The sequence below is a fragment of the Hirschia sp. genome, assembly GCF_058892565.1.
On the sequence record NZ_JBZXVU010000039.1, the window covers coordinates 73,043 to 92,109 of the forward strand.

Consider the following 19,067-nt stretch of genomic DNA (forward strand, 5'->3'; position numbering starts at 1 on the left):
TGTTATACTTTTTCATCTGAGGATAATGGTAGGAGCAATCTGAATTTGCTGCCTTTGGCTCTTGGTAGAAAGCCAATTTCTCCACCGAGGAGTTCAGCGCTCTTTTTGACCATATACAATCCTAATCCTGAACCGTGGGCAACACGGGTGTGAAATCTTTTAAACATTTCAAATAGTTTAGAATGATATTCTTCAGGAACACCAAGTCCATTGTCTGTAACTTCAAGTATAAAGAAATTGTTTTTAGTCCAAGCAGTGATGTTTAGATAAGAATTTTCTTCTTGAGTATTCTGATATTTGATGGCGTTGGATATTAGGTTTTCAATGATTAAGTTGAACCGATTAGGTTGGGTTTTTAATACTAGATCTTTATTTAGCTCGATCTGGACATCAAGACGGTTGAAATTTTCAATATGAGACATTTTTTGGATCGCATTGGAAATCATGTCCCTAACATTGATGCTTTCAAGATCTTCATCTTGTTTTTGTGCCTGAGTTAGCGTGAGGATGTCCTGAACGAGTGTGTCTAAGTCTGTGAGTGAGTGTTCAACCAGATCTAGACATTGGCTTGCGTGTTCAAAATTTTTGTTGGCGATCTCTTTTTTGGACAATGCGATGAGAGAGGCAGATGAGACGAGGGGAGATCTCAAATCATGCGATGTTCTGTAAGCAAATTCCTCTAATTCTTCATTTGCTTTTATAAGGGCTAATTCGGTCTGTTTCATTTTGGAGATATCGAGAAATACCCCAAAAACAGATATCGCATTGCCATGCTTGTCACGCGTTGATTCCCCCGAAGAGCGCACATATACAGTTTGTCCACTCGTGTTTAATATACGTGCTTCGAAGGTGAAATCTTCATCACTTTCAATAGCTTGATCAAGAAGTTTGCTGACGATTTTTCGGTCGTCAGGGTGATAAAAATCTAATGCACTTTCGACATCTGGCGTGTAAGTGTCTGGCGTGACACCGTGAATACGATATATTTCTTTTGACCAAAATAATTGATTTTTTACCAGATCAACGCGCCAATGGCCTAAATGGGCGATGGCCTCTGCGCGTTCTAAAAGTTCGGTATGAAATTTTAGTGTGTCTGCAGCTTTTTGTTGTCGTTGAAGGCTATGTATGACCCCCATATAATAGGGGGTGTTTTCAAACTCTATTTTTTTGACCTTCAGATTAACGGGAAAAATGCTGCCATCACAATGTTGTCCTTCGGCATTTCGTCCTACACCTAAAATTCTTGCTTCATTGGTTCTGTTGTAGCGGTCAATATAACTGTTGTGATGCGGCGCATACTCAGCGGGCATGAGTATGTTTACATTTTTTCCAACAAGATCAGTTTCAGAATAACCAAATAAGTCAGTGACAGCCTGATTTGAGACAAGAATTAAACCACGTCTGTCGATGATGACGACGCCTTCAATAAGCGGTGCGGTTATTTCACGAAAGAACCTAATTTGAGCCGTACTCATTGGCGTCGACCTCTTAATAGTTGAATTTTATTTACCAAGGGTTGAATAGCGTTTCAATGTCGTAACAGGCATTTTAACAAATGTCAGGTTGGTTTGATTCTAGGATAAGTGCAGGTGATTTGTAAAATACTTTAGTTTCTTACTCAGGAATTTTGTCGATTGAAACCTGTCGACAAGCCTTGCCAAAACACCTCCATTTGATATCAGACTCACGCATTAAAATGTTTAGCACAAGCGGAGTCGGGCACTATGAAAGTTTTCGTTACGGGTGAAAACGGTCAGGTTGTGAAAGCCCTAATCAAGCTTGCGGATCAAGATAGTCTCGATGTTTATACGGCTGGACGCCCTTGGTTGGATCTATCCGAACTTGCAGATGATGATAAATGTGAACATTTGCGTTTGATGATTGAAGATATTGGCCCTGATGTGGTCATCAACGCTGCGGCTTATACCAATGTAGATAAAGCCGAAGAAGAAGGGGACATGGCTGCGGCCGTGAATACGACAGGCGCTGGAGCTGTGGCGATGGCAGCGGCTAAATTAAACCTTCCCATTATCCAGATATCGACGGATTATGTTTTTGCAGGTGATAAAACTGCAGACATTTATGATCCAGAAAACCCCGAATATGCAGATTATGATGCTGAAGATCTGGCTGATATACGTGCCAATCTTAGTGATGGAACATACGTTGAGACGGACGCAACTCACCCTCAGGGTGTTTATGGGCAAACCAAGCTTGAGGGTGAAAAGCTCGCGGCTTATGTCAATCCAAAACATGTGATTTTGCGCACGGCTTGGGTTTATTCGGAAACCGGAAACAATTTTCTTAAAACCATGCTGCGGGTTGGTGCAGCGCGTGGTGAATTAGGTGTGGTCAATGATCAATTTGGCGCTCCAACCCATGCTGATGCAATTGCACAAGGGATAGTGAAAGTCGCGCGCAATATTGTCGAACAGCCTGATAATACAGAGCTTTATGGTGTTTTTCACATGACTTGCCGTGGATATACGTCATGGCATGGGTTTGCAGAAGCAATATTTAAAGCGTCCGAGCTAGCCGGTGGACCTACACCGAAGCTGAATTCTATCACAACCGAAGAATATCCTTTGCCTGCGCCTAGACCAGCAAATTCGAGATTGGATTGTTCGAAAATTGCTAGAGTGCACAATGTTGAATTGCCCCAATGGCAAGACATGGTGATGAAGACCGTGGTTAAAGTTTTGGGACAAACGCAGGAAGAAAAAAATTGAACTAAGGCGGCCAAACCATAGCCTTGATTGAGTCTGGTTGATATTGCGCTTGCTATCCAATTTCCATTGCCTGACAGCTTGTGATAGAAGTTGTTTCCTTAGGGTTGTGGCGCGGCAGGGTGTTTGTCCATGAAAAAGAATGCTGGTTTAGCGGTCAATGGTGCGTTTTTACATCGAGAAGCTTATCCAGAAGGGCGTGTTGCATCGGAATATTTGCGTGCTTTTCAGTTATTAAAAAAACAGCCTAGATATACGGATTTGCTGTCCGATCTTGAAATTCTACTTGCGGAACAGCCATTTGAAGAGGCGGCAGGCCTAACAGCTAGATATATTCAAGCTGGAAAGCTTCCCAGACCAATCTGGCACCAGATAAAATTACCTTTCATGGCGAAAGAGCGTTTGTTGATCAATTTCTGTAACATTGGTCCAGTGTTTCGAGCCAATGCTGTCGTGTTCATCCATGATGCCAATGTTTATGAAAGTTCCCATTCATATTCAAAGGCTTATGTGATCTACACTAAGCTATTGAATGCTTTAATGGGGCGCAAATACAAACGCATATTCACACCATCTCATTATGCAGCGCAAGCGCTGATTAAACAGGGGGTCGGCAATAGTGAGACGGTCCGTACCATTCATAATGGGGTGGATCATGTAACTCGACACCCTTCGGAAACATCAATTTTGGCAAAGCACGGGCTGAAGAAGAATGGGTATGTGTTGGGACTTTCAAATTCTTACAAACATAAAAATATGGGTGTTTTAATGGATGTGTTTGACCGTCAGAATCATCCAGAGATCAATATAGACCTGCCATTGGTTTTGTTTGGACCGGACATGAAGGAGACATTTCAGGATGAGGGCATTGAAGCATCCGATCAAATTGTCTTTGCAGGCCGGATAAGTGATGGCGAACGTCGCGCATTGTATGAAAATGCGATGTGTTTTGCTTATCCTTCCAAGCATGAAGGCTTTGGTTTGCCACCTGTTGAAGCCATGAGTGTGGGGTGTCCTGTCATTACAACGCGGTGTGCCTCAATCCCTGAAATATGCGGCGAAGCTGTTGCCTATGCGGATGCTGATAATTCAAAAGACTGGAGCAAAGCAATTTCAGCATTTTGGCAAAGTGAAAGTCTGCGAAATCAATATTCAGATTTAGGAAAAGCGCAGGCTAGCCAATATACTTGGGAACGGGCAGCTCAGGCGCTCCTAGATGATTTGCTAGAAGTCTGAACGCTTAACGGGCATATCTGGCGTGAAATGTGCATCTTATTCTCTCAAATGCAAATCAGTGCTTGGGAACAACTTGCATAGTTTCTCAGTCATTGTATTTGTTCGCAGGTTCTTTTGTAAATGACAGTGTGGAATTGGAATTAGCACATGAAGATTGGTATCGCTGGGTTGGGGTATGTTGGACTTTCCAACGCAATTTTATTGGCGCAAAACCATGAAGTTGTCGCGTTTGATGTCGTTCAAGAAAAAGTCGATCTGATCAATGCGGGAAAATCTCCCATTGTTGATGCCGAGTGTGAGGAATATCTTGCAAAAGGCACGTTAAATTTACGCGCAACGACAGACCCGGTAGAAGCTTATGGTGATGCTGATTATGTTATCATTGCAACGCCGACAAATTATGATGTTGATACAAACGCTTTTGATACTTCAACTGTCGAAAAAGTGGTCGATACGGTTCGCGGTATAAATCCAAATGCTGTGATGGTTATCAAATCAACTATTCCAGTTGGTTTTGTATCGGACCTGACGAAACGCACCGGCTGTCAGAATGTTATATTCAGCCCCGAATTCCTGAGGGAAGGGCGGGCATTGTTTGATAATCTACACCCAAGCCGCATTGTGGTGGGTGAAAAATCCGAACGCGCTAAAGTGTTTGCGGATTTACTAGCTGAAGGCGCGCTTGATAAAGATATTCCAATTCTGTTTACAGGTGCCTCTGAAGCTGAATCTATCAAGCTTTTTGCAAACACCTATCTAGCTATGCGCGTCGCTTATTTTAATGAGCTGGATTCATATGCAATGGCTCTTGGTTTAGATTCACGTGATATCGTTGATGGTGTGGGCTTAGATCCGCGCATTGGTACGCATTATAACAACCCATCTTTTGGATATGGTGGTTATTGTCTGCCCAAAGATACTAAGCAATTGCTGGCAAACTATGATGCGGTTCCGCAAAATCTTGTACGTGCAATTGTGGATGCAAATTCAACACGTAAAGACTTTATCGCAGATGCGATCATCGCAAGAAACCCGAAAACTGTCGGTGTGTACCGCCTGGTCATGAAGGCCGGATCAGACAATTTCCGTGCATCATCAATTCAAGGCATTATGAAGCGGATCAAAGCCAAAGGTATTCAGGTTATGGTGTTTGAGCCAACCTTTGAAGAAGACACTTTCTTTGGTTCAGAAGTGACGAATGACCTAAACCGACTGAAATCAGAATGTGATGTGATTATTGCAAATCGCCACAGCTCAGATTTGTCTGATGTGCCAGAGAAGATCTTTACACGAGATTTATTTGGGACTGACTAGTCCTTGTGACCACGAAGCACTTGATCTAAAACCATATTCAAGCTGAAAGGCGTCTGAGTCGTTAGCTTGGATATGGTGCAATTGTAGATGGTATGCCAGTGAATGTTCGAGATAAAAAAGCGAATAGGATATGGCAGGGGATGATACATGGCTGTCCATGATTTTGAAAAACACAGAAAACGCAAACAAGAAGAACAAGCACGCATAGAACAGCAAATGCGTGCTGAAAAACGCAAACAAGTGTGGCGTGATCCCAAAATGAAATCCGTTTATATTGTTTTGATTGTTCTTGTTGTTGTGGTGGCCGGTTTATATCTAAAACCAGCAAGCCAAAAGGCACAAAATATGGGTAGTGTTAATCACTCTTCCCATACAGATTCGCAAAACTAGTTTTCAGTGTTCAGGCAGGCTTTTATGTTTAATTTTTCACAATGGCCTACATACCGTTTTGTGCTCATTGCCGTTTTTTTCTATGGCATTGCTCATATCGCTTTTCTACCGCCCTTTGAAGGTTTTGATGAACCGGCACATTGGTCTTCGATTTCTCAATGGGGACATGAAGGGCGTATGCCGATTTATGGACAAGATCAGTTTGATCGTGCCTTGCAAAATTATCCCGGCCCAATGCCGTATACTTTTCCGGGCGAAATTTCATACCAAACGTTTGATTTTGAAAAACATATTGGTCCACACAAAAGTGCGCCACCACCAGAATTTGTAGGAGTGGGTGGCTATAATTGGCAGGCGCAACATCCGCCTTTATATTATATTTTGCTTCAGCCTGTTTTTAAGGTGTTTAATTCTATGGACTGGGCGAGCCAGTTCTTCGCCCTACGCACATTAAGTTGGATTTTTGCTTTTACTGGATTCGTGATTGGGGTTGAGGCCAGTAAATCACTGTTTAAAGAGCGTTGGGAAAAAGCGGCAATTATAATGTCTGCTTGGCCTTTCCTCGTGCCACAGTTTTTTCCAGAGATGGCACGTATTGGGAATGATAGCCTTTGTTTATTGTGCTTTGGCATTGTCTGGATGGCTGTATTAAAATTGGACCAGAAACATCAGCCCATACGGTGGGCGGTGATACTTGGTATTGCTTTGGGGGCAGGGCTTTGGACGAAAGCGTTTTTCGTGCCGATAACGGCTGGATTAGCAGTGTATTTCTGCTGGCGTTATTGGATGGAACGCGAAATTGATACCATAAAATATGGTGGGGCGAGTATTGGTTTGGCGTTGGCTATTGGCGTTGGCTGGTATGTTTATAAATTTATTGCATACGGCAATGCAATTGGCGGCGATGAAATGCTGCAATTTAACAAGGAGGGCGGCGTCCTTGTTAATTTCCTAGAGAATTTCAGCCTAATACAGATGCTTCGTGGATATGCCACTATTGGCATGTCATTCATCTATGTTGGCAATTGGTCTTTAGTGCGGACGTCACCATGGTTTTTGATAGGGCCGGCCATATTGTTGTTGTGGGTAGGATATAACTGGCTTTCAAACAGTGCAAATCAGCGTAAATATCGTTTGTTACCGCTCTTTGTACTTTTGCCTATGCTCGCTGGTTTAAGTTATCATCAAATATTGCGCATTGCGCTTGACGGTGAGGGAACCGGGACACCAGGTTGGTATTTGCACATACTCACGCCTGCTTTGGCATGTATTATTGCGTGGGGGTGGCCAAAGCATTGGGGCGTCAAATTATTGGTTGTGTATGGGGTCTTATTTGCAATCTACTCATGGATTATGCAATTGGCTCTTTTTTCTGGTTGCCGCATTCCCGGGCCAGACAATACCGGAGAAACGGTTTTTGATGCATCCAAATCTTGTTTAATAGATGGCGATAATCTTGCTGCGTTGACGTTTCCCAGCGTCGGCATATTCATGCTGTTAATGGCAACATCTATCCTGATTTTTGGATGGTATTCATCTAGTCGAAAAGCCGCAGAAAAGCTGTAAACATTGACGGTTAATTGTATAAGGTTTACTCGCCTGTACAAAATGATTTGGTGAATTTCCGGTCAGAATCAAATGTAAAATAGAGTAAGGTATTTCATGGATTATCTAGCCAGCGCACGCGATGTCATAAATTGCGAGATCAAAGGCCTTGAGGCTCTGGTTCAAGCGTTGAATGTAGATAGTTCGGCTGTCATATCTGAAGCTTTTCCCCGCGCGATTAAGCTCATGCAAAATGTAGAAGGGCGCATAATTGTGTCGGGCATGGGAAAATCAGGTCACATTGCCAATAAGATTGCTGCGACTTTAGCCTCTACTGGTGCACCTTCTAGCTTCGTACATCCGGGCGAGGCCAGTCATGGTGATCTAGGAATGATCAGCCAAAAAGACATTGTGTTGGCGATATCAAATTCTGGTGAAACTAAAGAATTAGCAGATATTATTGCCTATACGCGGCGATTTAAAATTCCACTTATCGCTATTACATCCGGTGCAAATTCCAGCCTAGCAAAAGCGTGTGATTGTCTTCTGCTTTTGCCGCCAGCTGCTGAAGCATGTGGTCAGACGCGGGCACCAACCACAAGTACAACAATGACATTGGCAATCGGTGATGCCTTGGCCGTGACTCTGCTAACGGAAAAAGGCTTTGGTGAGACAGATTTCAAAGTTTATCATCCAGGCGGAAAGCTTGGTGCAGCATTTCGTAGGGTTTCTGATCTTGTTCGCGATCATGCGAATTTGCCGCTTGTCCAATCTGGATCTATCGCTGGCGATGCCGTGCCAATTATCTCCCAAGGAGGTTTTGGGTGTGTGGGCGTCATCAATTCGGCAGGAGATTTAGAGGGAATGATCACTGATGGTGATCTACGTCGACACTTTGGTAAGAATTTCTCGACAGTGATTGTGGACGACATCATGACAAAGTCACCACTAACCATCACCAATGATATGTTGGCCGCGCGTGCATTGGAGCTAATAAGTAGCAACCGTATTACTGCACTTTTTGTTCTAGAAGATAAAAAACCAATTGGAATTTTACACGTCCACGATTGTCTATCGGATGGCGTTATTTAGGCGAGGCGAGGGCTGGGCACGCAAAGACTTCAAGCTTCATCATATCCGTTCGGATTGTTTTCTTGCCATTTCCATTGGTCGCGACACATGTCTTCCATGTTGAGCTTTGCACTCCATCCTAAGAGCTTTTGCGCGGAGGAAGGGTCTGCATAAAAGCAGGCGATATCACCAGAGCGGCGCGGGCCAATCACCATTGGTATTTTTTTGCCGCAGGCTTTTTCAAATCCGGCGATGACTTCTTTTACTGAAGATCCGTTTCCTGTACCCAAATTGACGGTGAATGCGCCTTTGCCTGCGTCTAAATAATCCAGAGCTGCAAGATGCGCCTGCGCTAGATCGACGACGTGAATATAATCGCGCACACCTGTGCCATCTGGCGTATCATAATCATCACCCCAGATATTGATGGCTTCGCGTTTTCCACATGCCACTTGCACAACATAGGGTGCTAGATTGTTTGGGATGCCGTTTGGTGCTTCTCCGATACGGCCACTTGGGTGGGCACCGATAGGATTGAAATACCGCAGAATAGCAACATTTTTGATTTCACCAGAGCGGCGTACATCTTCCAGCATATATTCAACAGAGAGTTTGGTCTGCCCATATGTGCTGGTTGCGTTGCGCGGGTGGTCTTCAGTGTAGGGCAAAAATTTAGGAACACCATAAACCGTTGCGCTTGAACTGAAGACAATTTTGTCAATGTTGTTGGCTTTCATAGCACGCAGAAGAACATGCGTGCCAATAACGTTGACATCGTGATAATCAATGGCACGGACTTCGGACTCACCCACGGCTTTGAGGCCAGCAAAGTGAATAACCGCATCACATTTATAGTCTTTTATAGCTTTATTGATTTGATCAAAATTACGCACATCACCTTCAACGACATCAATTTTTGTGCCTGATAATTCTTCAAGTCTTTCTATGACGTGCGGGCTGGCATTGGAGAAGTCGTCGAAAACGATGGGTTTGCGGCCAGATTTGATAAGTTCAAGACATGTGTGGCTACCAATATATCCGGCTCCACCTGTAACAAGTATTGATTGCACTATCGTTTCCACTTCTTCGCTATACGTATCGTCGTTTGGGAGCATCACCAATAACAATGCCTTATTTCCATACCTTTTTTCAAAGGGTGGTAAAGCACAATATGCAGGAGATTTTTGGTTTCAAACGACCTGTGGAAGGTTGTAATCTCAAATCCCTAGTTTTCTCTATAAAAAAACATGCAAAATTGAACCTGTTTTATTTAGTTGTCTCAGGTCTGTATCAAGATACAAGTATATAAAGAGAGTGAATGCGTTTGTGAGCAATTGATACTCAGAACTAGATAGAAAGACTGTCATTAAATATGAGCGGACTTGTTTCAAAGTTGAAATGTGGCGCAGCATTTTGCGTTTTTGTGATTGTCGCAAATTGTGGAGGCGGGGGCAGCTCAACACCAACACCTACGCCGACATCAACGTCCACTTCTACACCGGCACCTGTCACTGCAGATATTAGTGTGACATTATCGTCTAATCTACCTTTCCGCATAGATTCTGATATCAACAGTATCAGGAGCAGTTTTGTAAGGAACAATACGGCCGCGTCTGCTCAATCGGTTGAAAATAATAGCTTTATATTAGGGTATGTTAGCAAGACAATTCCCGTCGATGAAAATGGTGCGCCTGAGGGGCAATTAGGCAATTCTTCGTCTACTGATGAGTTTGACTATTACAAAGCCAATCTTTTGGCAGGTGAAATTCTTCGATTAGAGATCGCACAAGAAGAAACAGCAAATCCGTCACGAGACACAGTCGACCCTGCGTCTGGTGTTGATCTAGATCTTGAATTGCTCGATCTTAGCGACAATTCTCTCCTAATATCCAATAGTTCCACTCAAGCGCGTGAAGAAATAATTGTTCCTAATGATGGCGAGTTTCTTATCAAGGTTATTGCCAGTTCGGGATCATCAAAATATGCGCTCACACTTGGTGGCTCGCAATTAGCTGGTGCAAGTGTTTCACAAATTAATCCTGCGCATGTAGCAATCGGTAAAGCTGTTGTCTCGGCAGACCAGAAAAAAATACTGGCGGCGACACATGTAGGTAGGAATAGTAAATTTTCACAAATGAATGCTGGAGCGCGAGTGGAAATAGACTATTCTGAATTTCTCGCTTCCAATATATCTACGCAAAATAGCATTGGCTCAAAAAACAAAACGACACGGCATCAACGCCAAAGGGCGACACTTGATGCGATTAAAGCGATAAACCTTAAAGAAGGTCTGACTGTATTAGAGCCATATGTCTTTCCAAGAAAAGTTCAAATTGGTCCACCTTCCAATTTTGATCCATCGGCATCGCCTTCGACACAGTGGAACCTCTCTCAAGTGGAATGGGATGAAGCAAGACTAACGCTAGCGGGTTTATCTGTGTCGCATACGCCGGTGATTGCTGTGATCGATTCCGGATTTTTGACATCTCACCCAGATATAGCAGATAGCATTATTGATCAGCGAGATTTTGTTGAAGCTGAATATGATGGCGATGGATTTGATGCAGAAGCAGAAGAAATCGTCGATCCAAATGATGAGAATGCTGATTTATGTCATGATTTTCACGGCACTCACGTAGCTTCTATTGCTTTAGCTTCGATCAATAACCAAGGCATGATGGGTGTATATCCAGAAGCAAAATTGATGGCGCTGAAAGTTGGATATAGTAAAAGCATTGGGCCAGATGGTGAAGATTCTGAAGGAGAAAACTGCGAAACTTTACCGGGAGATATCGCAAGTGCTATCCGTTATGCCGCGCAGCTTCCTGTGTCTGGAGTGCCGCTTGCGCCGGTTAAGGCCGATGTTATCAATCTCTCATTAGGTTCAAATTCACCTTCATCAGCAACGCGGTCTGCTATCAATGCAGCCACAGCAGCGGGCGTGATTGTGATAGGTGCGGGCGGGAATGAAGGTGGTACAAGCTTAGGAAAATCACCTTTTTATCCAGCAGCTTATGATAATGTTTTTGCCGTTGCAGCATCTAACATAGATGAGAAACAAGCTTATTATAGTTCTGAATATGCTGAAATCGACCTGACAGCCCCTGGTGGAGATGTTCGTGTTGATTCAAATAATGATGATAATTCTGATGGTATTATAGGTGCAAATGCGACATTAGAATCTGGCGCATTTGTGGACAGTTTAGCGCTCTATCAAGGAAGCTCGATGGCAGCTCCGCATGTAGCTGGTGCCATTGCTATGATGCGGGCGATTGATCCAACGTTGAATACATCTCAATTGCAATCAATGATGAAATCAGGTGTGTTAACAGTTGAAGCTGAAGATGAAGGTTTCGACTTTAAAACTGGATATGGCATAATTTCACTGCCGCGTATGATTAATGCAGCGCAGGGAAATGGGCATTTAAATGCTGTAACCACTCGCATTTCTGCTAATCCTAAGGAAATAGACATAGAGTTTTCCAATGGAAATGGAGAACTTGAAATTTCTAAAATCGGGGATGATGCTCTGTCAGTGTCATCTGTTATAGATCTGACATCACCTGACTGGTTGACAGTGACGGCTAGTTCTAATGTGGATGCGGATGGGATTGGCACGTATAATTTGGTTGCAGATACAACTGGGCTAACACAAGCGGTTTATGAAAGCACAATTCGGATTTCACTCTCTGATGCAAGTATGATTGACATAGCAGTGACTTTGCTGAAATCACCCACTTTACCGAGTGCTCCGGCACCGATTTATCCTAATTTATATGCATTGTTGCAGCAAGATATTGGGGATGGTGAAGGGTTTAATACAATTGAAGACGGGCAATTGGTGTCTGCAACTGGCCCAAATCCACAATTTAATTTTACGGATGTTGAGGTCGGTGAGGGGTATCTTATTGTCGTGGCGTCGGATCTGGATGGAGATGGCTTTATTTGTAGCGATGGCGAAATATGTGGCTACTATCCTGATTTTGATCGTCCTAGCCAGAGTTTTGAACTAGAAGATGATGTAAATTTTGATGTGGAAATGAGCTATTTAGGGCGGGCAGGACCGATTGGTCCTAGCTCTGCAAGCGCAAGTGAAAAACTTGCAGGCTTGCAGGCAGATGGCTTAACGCTCCAAGAAAAATAAGTGATTTTTCATGATTAAGCCGTTTCTTGGGCCAGTTTTTTCGTTACTTCATTTGGTGAGCCTGAGCCTCGTGAAATGAGGGCGTAGGCTGTTGGAACAAACAAGACTGTAATCAGCGCGGCAGCAACCACACCAAATAGAATAACAACGCCGATTGCCATGCGTGTTTCAGCTCCGGCTCCGCTGGAGAGGAGGAGAGGCACAGAACCGGCCGCAGTTGTCAGGCTTGTCATAATGATTGGTCTAAAACGAGCAAGGGCTGCTTCTTTGAGTGCGACATCAAATGTCTTGCCTTCATCGCGGAGCTGGTTGGCAAATTCAACGATAAGAATACCATTTTTGGCAGCAAGTCCGATAAGCATGATCAAGCCGATTTGCGTATAGATGTTTAATGTATTTCCTGTGAGCCATAGGCCCAATAACCCACCAGCAATTGTACCGGGGACACACAGCATAATAACAATTGGGTGACGATAGCTTTCAAATTGTGCAGCTAGAACAAGGAAGACAACAAGCAAACCTATGCCAAACACGAACATAATTGAGTTGCCTGAAGTCTGATAATCAAGGGATTGTCCTTTAAAATCAATTGTGGTTTCGGAAGGTAAGACGTCGCGTGCGATTTTCTGCATTTCACCAAGTACAGTTCCCAGCGAAGCGCCTGGTAGAAGGTCGGCTTCTATGGTGATGGACCGTACTTTGTTATAACGGTTCAAACTCGGGCTGTCGGCGAGAGCGGTGATGGTGACAAGATTCGACAAGGGTATTAACTGACCAGAACGTTGCGAACGTACATATATATTTTGTACGTCATTTGGCGTGTTTTGTTCTGACCTTAAACCTTCAAGAATAACGTCATATTCTTCACCGTTATCAACATAAGTCGTGACACGGCGCGAGCCTAGCATTGTCTGCATGGTCGAGCCGATTTCATCAACAGTCACACCGAGGTCAGCAGCACGATTATAATCAATAAGAACGCGGTATTGGGGTTGGGTCTCTTTATAGTCCCAATCGATATCAGCGAGGCCCGGATTGTTTTCTTCTAGGGCTTGAACAAATGTGTCCCGCCATTTTGTGAGATCCTCATAAGAAGGGCCACCCAGAACAAATTGTACAGGCTTACCCGTCCCTCCACCAAGGCCACCGCGCATACGCGCAAAAACACTTACATCTGGAAGGTCTGAGAGTTTTTTGTTGATTTCACTCATGATTTCTTGAGCAGGGCGGCGCGCTGACCAATCGTCTAGAACAATGATTGCAAACCCCTGATGAAAGGTGTTTGCTCCAAATCCGGGAGCACGCAATAAGAGACGTTGAATTTCTCCGGTCTCTGTATAGGGCAGTAGGCGGCGTTCGATTTCATCTATATATTTAGATGTTTGTGCAAATGACGCGCCTTGAGGCCCTCTCACTGAGATGAAGAAGGCTCCGCGATCTTCGCTTGGAACGTACTCATTATCAATGTTTTGAAAGAGCAGCCATGCGCTGGCGGTCATCCCTATAAGAGCTAATCCAACAAGAATAGGTCGAAAGATCAAACGATCTAAAATCCAACCATAACCAGAGCGAAGAACTTTGAAAACAGAATCTACCATGCGGGGTAGGACTGAAAATACACCTGTGCTCTTTTCTTTTTTCAAAAGCTTGGAGGCGAGCATGGGAGTAAGTGTTAGTGCTAGAAGACTAGAGAATGCCACTGCCGCAGCCATGGTGAGGGCAAACTCGGTAAATAATCGTCCTAGATCGCCTTCAAGGAATGTTATGGGAACAAACACAGCGATCAGAACAAGTGTTGTGGCAATAACGGCAAAACCGACCTGACGCGTTCCAAAGAATGAAGCGACAAGCGGCGTTTCGTCTTCTTCTTCAATCCGACGCGAGATGTTTTCCAACACCACAATGGCATCATCAACCACAAGCCCAATAGCGAGCACGAGTGCGAGCAGGGTGAGTAGGTTCACAGAAAAACCGAACAAATATAAGAAGGTGAAAGTGGCTATAATTGAAACTGGTACTGTTACAGCTGGTATAATAGTGGCGCGGATACTGCCAAGGAATAGAAAGATAACCAGTGTCACCAAACCAACGGATATAGCGAGCGTTTTATAAACTTCTGCAATGGACGCGGAAATGAAAACCGATGTGTCATAGGTTTGCGCAATTGCCATGCCTTCTGGAAGGGTGGGATTGAGTTTGGCCGCGAGGTCGCGTGCGGCCTTGGCAACATCAACTGTATTGGCTGTGGATTGCTTGATAATGCCCACACCAATCATTGGTACGCCATTCCCTCGGAATAATGTGCGGTCTTCGGTTGTGCCTTTCTCCACGCGTGCCACGTCGCCTAGGCGGATGAGGGAGCCATCTTCACCACTGGCCAATACCAATGTCGCAAATTCTTCAGGTGTACGGAAAGTACGATCAATCCTAAGGGTGTAGGTGCGTGTTGATGATTCCAAACTGCCCGCTGGCGATTCAATGTTTTCGCTTCGTAAAGCACTTTCGATGTCTGATACTGTTAATTCCCGTGCTGCTAGCTCGCGGCGATCAATCCAGACACGGAGTGCATAATTTCTTGCGCCACCGGTTCTAACTCGCGCCACGCCATCCAATGCGGAGAATTTATCAATGAGATAGCGATCTGCATAATCAGACAGTTCTGGTGACGTCATAGAGTCACTGCTCAGATTGAGCCATAAAATGACATCATTATTCCCGTCTTCTTTGGATATTTCAGGAGGTTCGGCGTCATCTGGGATATTGTTCAAAACACCAGAAATCCTGTCACGAATATCATTGGCAGCTGCATCAATATCCTGATCAACACTAAATTCGATACTGATATTGGATTGGCCATCGCGGGAGGTGGAGTTAATAAAGCGGATGCCTTCCACACCGGAGATTCTGTCTTCCAGAATTTGCGTAATACGTGTTTCAACAATACTTGCTGAAGCACCCGGATAGCTTGTTTCAATTGAGACAACAGGCGCATCTATGTCTGGATATTCACGCAAGGCGAGACGATCAAAAGATACGATTCCAAAGACAACAAGAATGAGAGAAATAACCGAGGCAAAAACGGGTTTTTTTACCGAGACATCCGAGAGGATCATGATTTATTTTCCTGCTGGAGAGGAGCCGCTGGCAGCCAAACGCGTATTTTCTTCGAAGACTTCAGGCATGATTGATGATGGATCAGTAATGCTTACTTCACTGCCTTCTCTCACCCGCATAATCCCTTCGGTGATCACGACATCTCCAGTTTCAATGCCTGATATGATTTCAACATATTTGCTTTGACGCGCGCCCAATTGGACCTGTTTGCGTGTCGCGATTTTCTTGCCGTTGATATCATTGATGACGTAGACAAATGTATCTGGTCCTACAGATTGCACGGCTTCTTCGGGAATAGAGGGGCTGTTGCGCGGCGTCGTTTTTAACGTGACCTGCATAAACATACCTGATTTTAAAACCTGGTCTGGGTTGGGTAATATCGCCCGCACTTTGATGGATCTTGTGATTGGATCAATAGCATTATCTATTGTCGCAATCATTCCGTTAAACGTTTCGCCAGGTAAATCAGATGTGTAAGCTGAGATGGGCGTGCCTTGTTTTAGGGATCGTAAGAACGTGGATGGGACAGCGAATTCCAATTTCATTTCGCTGTCATCAATCAGTGTCGCAACAACATCTCCGGCGCGCACATATGTTCCCACACTCACCATGCGAAAGCCCAACACACCATCAAAAGGCGCAACGAGGACGCGGTCTTTCTGACGCGATTGGACAGCCCGCAATTGCGCGCTTGCATTATCTCGGTCACGGCGCGCTTGATCGACTTCAGACTGTGCGATTGCGTTTTCTTTACTCAAACGCATTACCCGATCGAGTTGGGTTGTTGCTTCATCAAGTGTTGCTTCTGCTGCTTCGACAAGAGCAACCTGTTCACGTTGAGCAAGAGAGAGCAGTGTCTTGCCTTCTTCTATGCGTTGTCCGTCGTCAAAAAATATAGCCGTCACGCGATCAGCGACGTTTAAAGTGAGGTCAACTTTTTCATTTGGCTCTAATGTGCCTAAAGCTTCGATATTGAGTGAAAATTCACGTGACTGAACATTTTCAACAAACACACTTGGGGGTGCATTCGAGCCTCGTTGCGCATAGCTAGGCAGTGCTGTTAAGCTCAAAGCTATTAATAAAAAAGCGCAATGGATTCTTATCATCATGTGTCCGAAAAATTCTAAATTAAAGTTTATAAACACTGGTTTTTAATACGATAATTGCTACAAGAGCAATCTTTGGACCTAACACATTGTCGTGAGTTTTCTTTAAGTTGATTGCCAAGTGTTTCAATACATTGACAATGACGAGTGCATTTCACAGCGTAATATAGTTAATAACGTGAACCATTTCATCCTCACAATAATAACCCCGGCATTGCAAAGCGAGCCGGATTAGTTCAATTATGACCTGAAACCTAAGTTTCATCCAGTTAATTGTAACAATTCGTCATCGTTATTTAGGCCTCAAGCAGCCTGATTTTGTAAGTTTGATTTGAAGGCATATTCATTAGGTTTGAAATGTCTTCTTATGTCCGTTGTGGTCCGCGTTAAATAAGTTCAGCAAGACCTTTTCTTGATTAACGTTGCGGGTATTGTTTGAGGCTTTTAAGGAACCAGTCTAGCGATTTTTTGCTAAGTTAAAAATCAGTGGTTTATTTAATACTTCACCCTAATTAGTTTTCTCGGAATGAGTTCCAAAGAGAACCTGAAAGTGGCTCAATCAAATATTGCAACGCTGTTCGTTTGCGTAAAGGGATAAGCACATCAGCAGGAAGACCGGGCTTTAAGTCAAAGTTTGGATTTGTGTATTTCAATTTGGATAGTTCATTTTCATCTACAGAAACACGTAGATTAAAGTAAGGGATACCCGTCGTGTCATCAATCAATCTGTCTGCTGACACGCTTTGGATCTTACCATAGATTATGGATAAGCCATGGCCTTGAAGTCCTGTGAATTTTACTTCTGCTTTCATGCCGATAGAAATGTCGTCGACATCTGTTGGGCTAAGTTTCACATCCACAATCATGTTTTCATCTTGAGGCACAATCTCCATAATCGTCGCGCCCGGTGTGATAACGCCGCCTTCTGTGAAGATAGATGAACCAACAATACTACCGGCTGCTGGCGCGCGTATTTCTGTCCTCGCCAGTTGTTGTCTGACAGCACTGAGTGTTGGCAAAAGATCAGCAAGTTGAGCTTCTGTTTCGCGTAGCTCTTTTGAAACATCGCGTGCTTCGCCTGTCCGCAAAGCAGTGGCTTCGGATTTGTTTTCGGTGAGAGCTTCTTTAGCTTGGGCGATGGATGAGAGAATCTCACCTTCATTTCCTTGTAGTTCCGCGAGTGAACGCTCTAGACCGCGCACACGGGAGAGGGGAGCGAGACCTTTGTCAGCTAGAACCTTCATGCCTGATAGTTCTTCGCCTAAAATGCGTTGCTGATCTTTGTTCGATTTGAGTTGATCTTCAAACCCAGTAATGCGTGCTTTAAGACCACTATATTGCTTAGAAAGCACGTCCAATCGAGCGGATACTGAAGAAGAGCGCGTTTTAAATTCGCGTTTTTGTCGCTCTATGACGTTTGCAACTTGGCGCTCATATTCCAAAGGAATGTCTGTAAACTCATCTTTGTGAATTGTGAGAGATTTTCGGCCAGTTTCCTCAGCGATCAACCGCGCTTTGCGGGCTTTCAAGTCGATAAGTTGTGAAGTTAAAGATGTGACACGTGCCTGCAAATCTGTGCTTCTTAAGACAGCAAGAATTTGACCTTTTTCAACAATGTCACCTTCACGCGCTAAAAGTTTTTCAACTGTTCCACCGTCATTGTGCTGAACAGCCTGTCGATTATTCGACAGCATGACATACCCTGTAGCAACCGCACCAGCATCAAGGCGAACAATAGAGGCCCATCCACCAAGCACACCAAAGAACAACACAAGCAATAATATGCCAAAACGCATTTCTTTGATTGGAGATCCGCTTAAGCGACCTTGTGATGTTTCTGAAATATCTGACATCGTCATTATCCCTGCCTTACGAGTTTTGGCATAGAAGCCTTTCGTCCAGCATTTAATTTGCAGCGCACATCGTTGGCAGTACCAAAATGTTCGATCTCACCATTGTTGAGTACGAGGAGATGCGTGCAGTGTTTTAATATGCCTGCGCGATGGGCGATTAAGGCAACTGACTGGCCCTCTGATCGCATTGTATTGAGAACATCCATGAGCTTGGTTTCGCCATGTGAATCTAGGCTTGCATTTGGTTCATCAAGAACTATGAAAGCGGGTTTTTTATACAAAGCTCGCGCAAGGCCAATACGTTGCGATTGACCAGCAGAGGGGATAACGCCGCATTGTCCTATTGGGGTGTCATAACCCATGGGGAAATTGGTTTTTACCAGATTATCGACACCTGCGAGAGTTGAGGCATTTATAACGTCTTGTGCGGTTTGATCAGAATCAAGCTCGTCCATTTTCGTCTCAAAACGAGAAATGTTGTCGGCTATCGTGCCTGGCAATAATTGAGTGGCTTGGGGCAAATATCCAATATGTTTGGACAATCGCTCATTGCCCCAATCTGAATAGC

Annotated in this window: 13 protein-coding genes; 7 read left to right on the forward strand and 6 right to left on the reverse strand. The window is 44.1% G+C overall.

All coding sequences use genetic code 11. The features are described from left to right. Positions 1-2: 2 nt before the first annotated feature. Complete coding sequence (locus AC5EF3_RS14355) at positions 3-1,475, reverse strand: sensor histidine kinase (RefSeq protein ID WP_493548546.1); 1,473 nt, start codon at positions 1,473-1,475, stop codon at positions 3-5. Between the two features lie 249 nt (positions 1,476-1,724). Here AC5EF3_RS14355 and AC5EF3_RS14360 point away from each other — a divergent pair, with 249 nt between their 5' ends. From AC5EF3_RS14360 to AC5EF3_RS14385, 6 genes are all read left to right on the forward strand, one after another. Continuing rightward, entirely contained in the window at positions 1,725-2,729 is a 1,005-nt protein-coding gene (locus tag AC5EF3_RS14360) for an SDR family oxidoreductase (protein ID WP_493548547.1), read from the forward strand. Between the two features lie 129 nt (positions 2,730-2,858). After that, positions 2,859-3,962, forward strand: a complete 1,104-nt coding sequence (locus AC5EF3_RS14365; protein ID WP_493548548.1) for a glycosyltransferase family 4 protein — start codon at positions 2,859-2,861, stop codon at positions 3,960-3,962. 147 nt (positions 3,963-4,109) lie between these two features. Beyond that, a complete protein-coding gene (locus tag AC5EF3_RS14370; RefSeq protein WP_493548549.1) occupies positions 4,110-5,276 on the forward strand; it encodes a nucleotide sugar dehydrogenase in 1,167 nt (388 codons plus the stop codon). A 147-nt stretch (positions 5,277-5,423) separates the two neighbouring features. Next, positions 5,424-5,666 (forward strand): hypothetical protein, encoded by a 243-nt coding sequence (locus AC5EF3_RS14375; RefSeq protein WP_012778244.1) that lies wholly within the window; start codon positions 5,424-5,426, stop codon positions 5,664-5,666. 24 nt (positions 5,667-5,690) lie between these two features. Continuing rightward, complete coding sequence (locus AC5EF3_RS14380; RefSeq protein ID WP_493548550.1) at positions 5,691-7,232, forward strand: glycosyltransferase family 39 protein; 1,542 nt, start codon at positions 5,691-5,693, stop codon at positions 7,230-7,232. Between the two features lie 96 nt (positions 7,233-7,328). After that, on the forward strand, positions 7,329-8,303 hold the full coding sequence (locus AC5EF3_RS14385; protein ID WP_012778246.1) for a KpsF/GutQ family sugar-phosphate isomerase: 975 nt from the start codon (positions 7,329-7,331) through the stop codon (positions 8,301-8,303). A 29-nt stretch (positions 8,304-8,332) separates the two neighbouring features. On the opposite strand, the gene galE is transcribed toward AC5EF3_RS14385, so the two are convergent. Continuing rightward, entirely contained in the window at positions 8,333-9,352 is a 1,020-nt protein-coding gene (galE, locus tag AC5EF3_RS14390) for a UDP-glucose 4-epimerase GalE (RefSeq protein WP_493548551.1), read from the reverse strand. Positions 9,353-9,654: 302 nt separating this feature from the next. Between galE and AC5EF3_RS14395 the strand changes: the two genes are divergently transcribed. Next, positions 9,655-12,426, forward strand: coding sequence for a S8 family serine peptidase (locus AC5EF3_RS14395; protein ID WP_493548552.1), 2,772 nt, complete (start codon positions 9,655-9,657; stop codon positions 12,424-12,426). Positions 12,427-12,440: 14 nt separating this feature from the next. Here AC5EF3_RS14395 and AC5EF3_RS14400 read toward each other — a convergent pair whose 3' ends face one another. From AC5EF3_RS14400 to AC5EF3_RS14415, 4 genes are all read right to left on the reverse strand, one after another. After that, a complete protein-coding gene (locus AC5EF3_RS14400; RefSeq protein ID WP_012778249.1) occupies positions 12,441-15,539 on the reverse strand; it encodes an efflux RND transporter permease subunit in 3,099 nt (1,032 codons plus the stop codon). Positions 15,540-15,542: 3 nt separating this feature from the next. Continuing rightward, positions 15,543-16,649, reverse strand: a complete 1,107-nt coding sequence (locus AC5EF3_RS14405) for an efflux RND transporter periplasmic adaptor subunit (RefSeq protein WP_493548553.1) — start codon at positions 16,647-16,649, stop codon at positions 15,543-15,545. A 509-nt stretch (positions 16,650-17,158) separates the two neighbouring features. Further along, positions 17,159-18,499 (reverse strand): HlyD family type I secretion periplasmic adaptor subunit, encoded by a 1,341-nt coding sequence (locus AC5EF3_RS14410; RefSeq protein WP_493548554.1) that lies wholly within the window; start codon positions 18,497-18,499, stop codon positions 17,159-17,161. A gap of 5 nt (positions 18,500-18,504) precedes the next feature. Then, positions 18,505-19,067 (reverse strand): ATP-binding cassette domain-containing protein (locus AC5EF3_RS14415; protein ID WP_493548555.1); only part of this gene is annotated, 563 nt, incomplete at its 5' end.

Excerpts from the sequence above, each read along its gene's own strand:
- AC5EF3_RS14380 (WP_493548550.1), top strand. The coding sequence starts at position 5,691 with ATGTTTAATTTTTCACAATGGCCTACATACCGTTTTGTGCTCATTGCC.
- AC5EF3_RS14395 (WP_493548552.1), top strand. The coding sequence starts at position 9,655 with ATGAGCGGACTTGTTTCAAAGTTGAAATGTGGCGCAGCATTTTGCGTT.
- AC5EF3_RS14375 (WP_012778244.1), top strand. The coding sequence starts at position 5,424 with ATGGCTGTCCATGATTTTGAAAAACACAGAAAACGCAAACAAGAAGAA.
- AC5EF3_RS14400 (WP_012778249.1), bottom strand. The coding sequence starts at position 15,539 with ATGATCCTCTCGGATGTCTCGGTAAAAAAACCCGTTTTTGCCTCGGTT.
- AC5EF3_RS14365 (WP_493548548.1), top strand. The coding sequence starts at position 2,859 with ATGAAAAAGAATGCTGGTTTAGCGGTCAATGGTGCGTTTTTACATCGA.
- AC5EF3_RS14360 (WP_493548547.1), top strand. The coding sequence starts at position 1,725 with ATGAAAGTTTTCGTTACGGGTGAAAACGGTCAGGTTGTGAAAGCCCTA.
- AC5EF3_RS14385 (WP_012778246.1), top strand. The coding sequence starts at position 7,329 with ATGGATTATCTAGCCAGCGCACGCGATGTCATAAATTGCGAGATCAAA.
- AC5EF3_RS14370 (WP_493548549.1), top strand. The coding sequence starts at position 4,110 with ATGAAGATTGGTATCGCTGGGTTGGGGTATGTTGGACTTTCCAACGCA.
- AC5EF3_RS14405 (WP_493548553.1), bottom strand. The coding sequence starts at position 16,649 with ATGATGATAAGAATCCATTGCGCTTTTTTATTAATAGCTTTGAGCTTA.
- AC5EF3_RS14355 (WP_493548546.1), bottom strand. The coding sequence starts at position 1,475 with ATGAGTACGGCTCAAATTAGGTTCTTTCGTGAAATAACCGCACCGCTT.
- AC5EF3_RS14410 (WP_493548554.1), bottom strand. The coding sequence starts at position 18,499 with ATGTCAGATATTTCAGAAACATCACAAGGTCGCTTAAGCGGATCTCCA.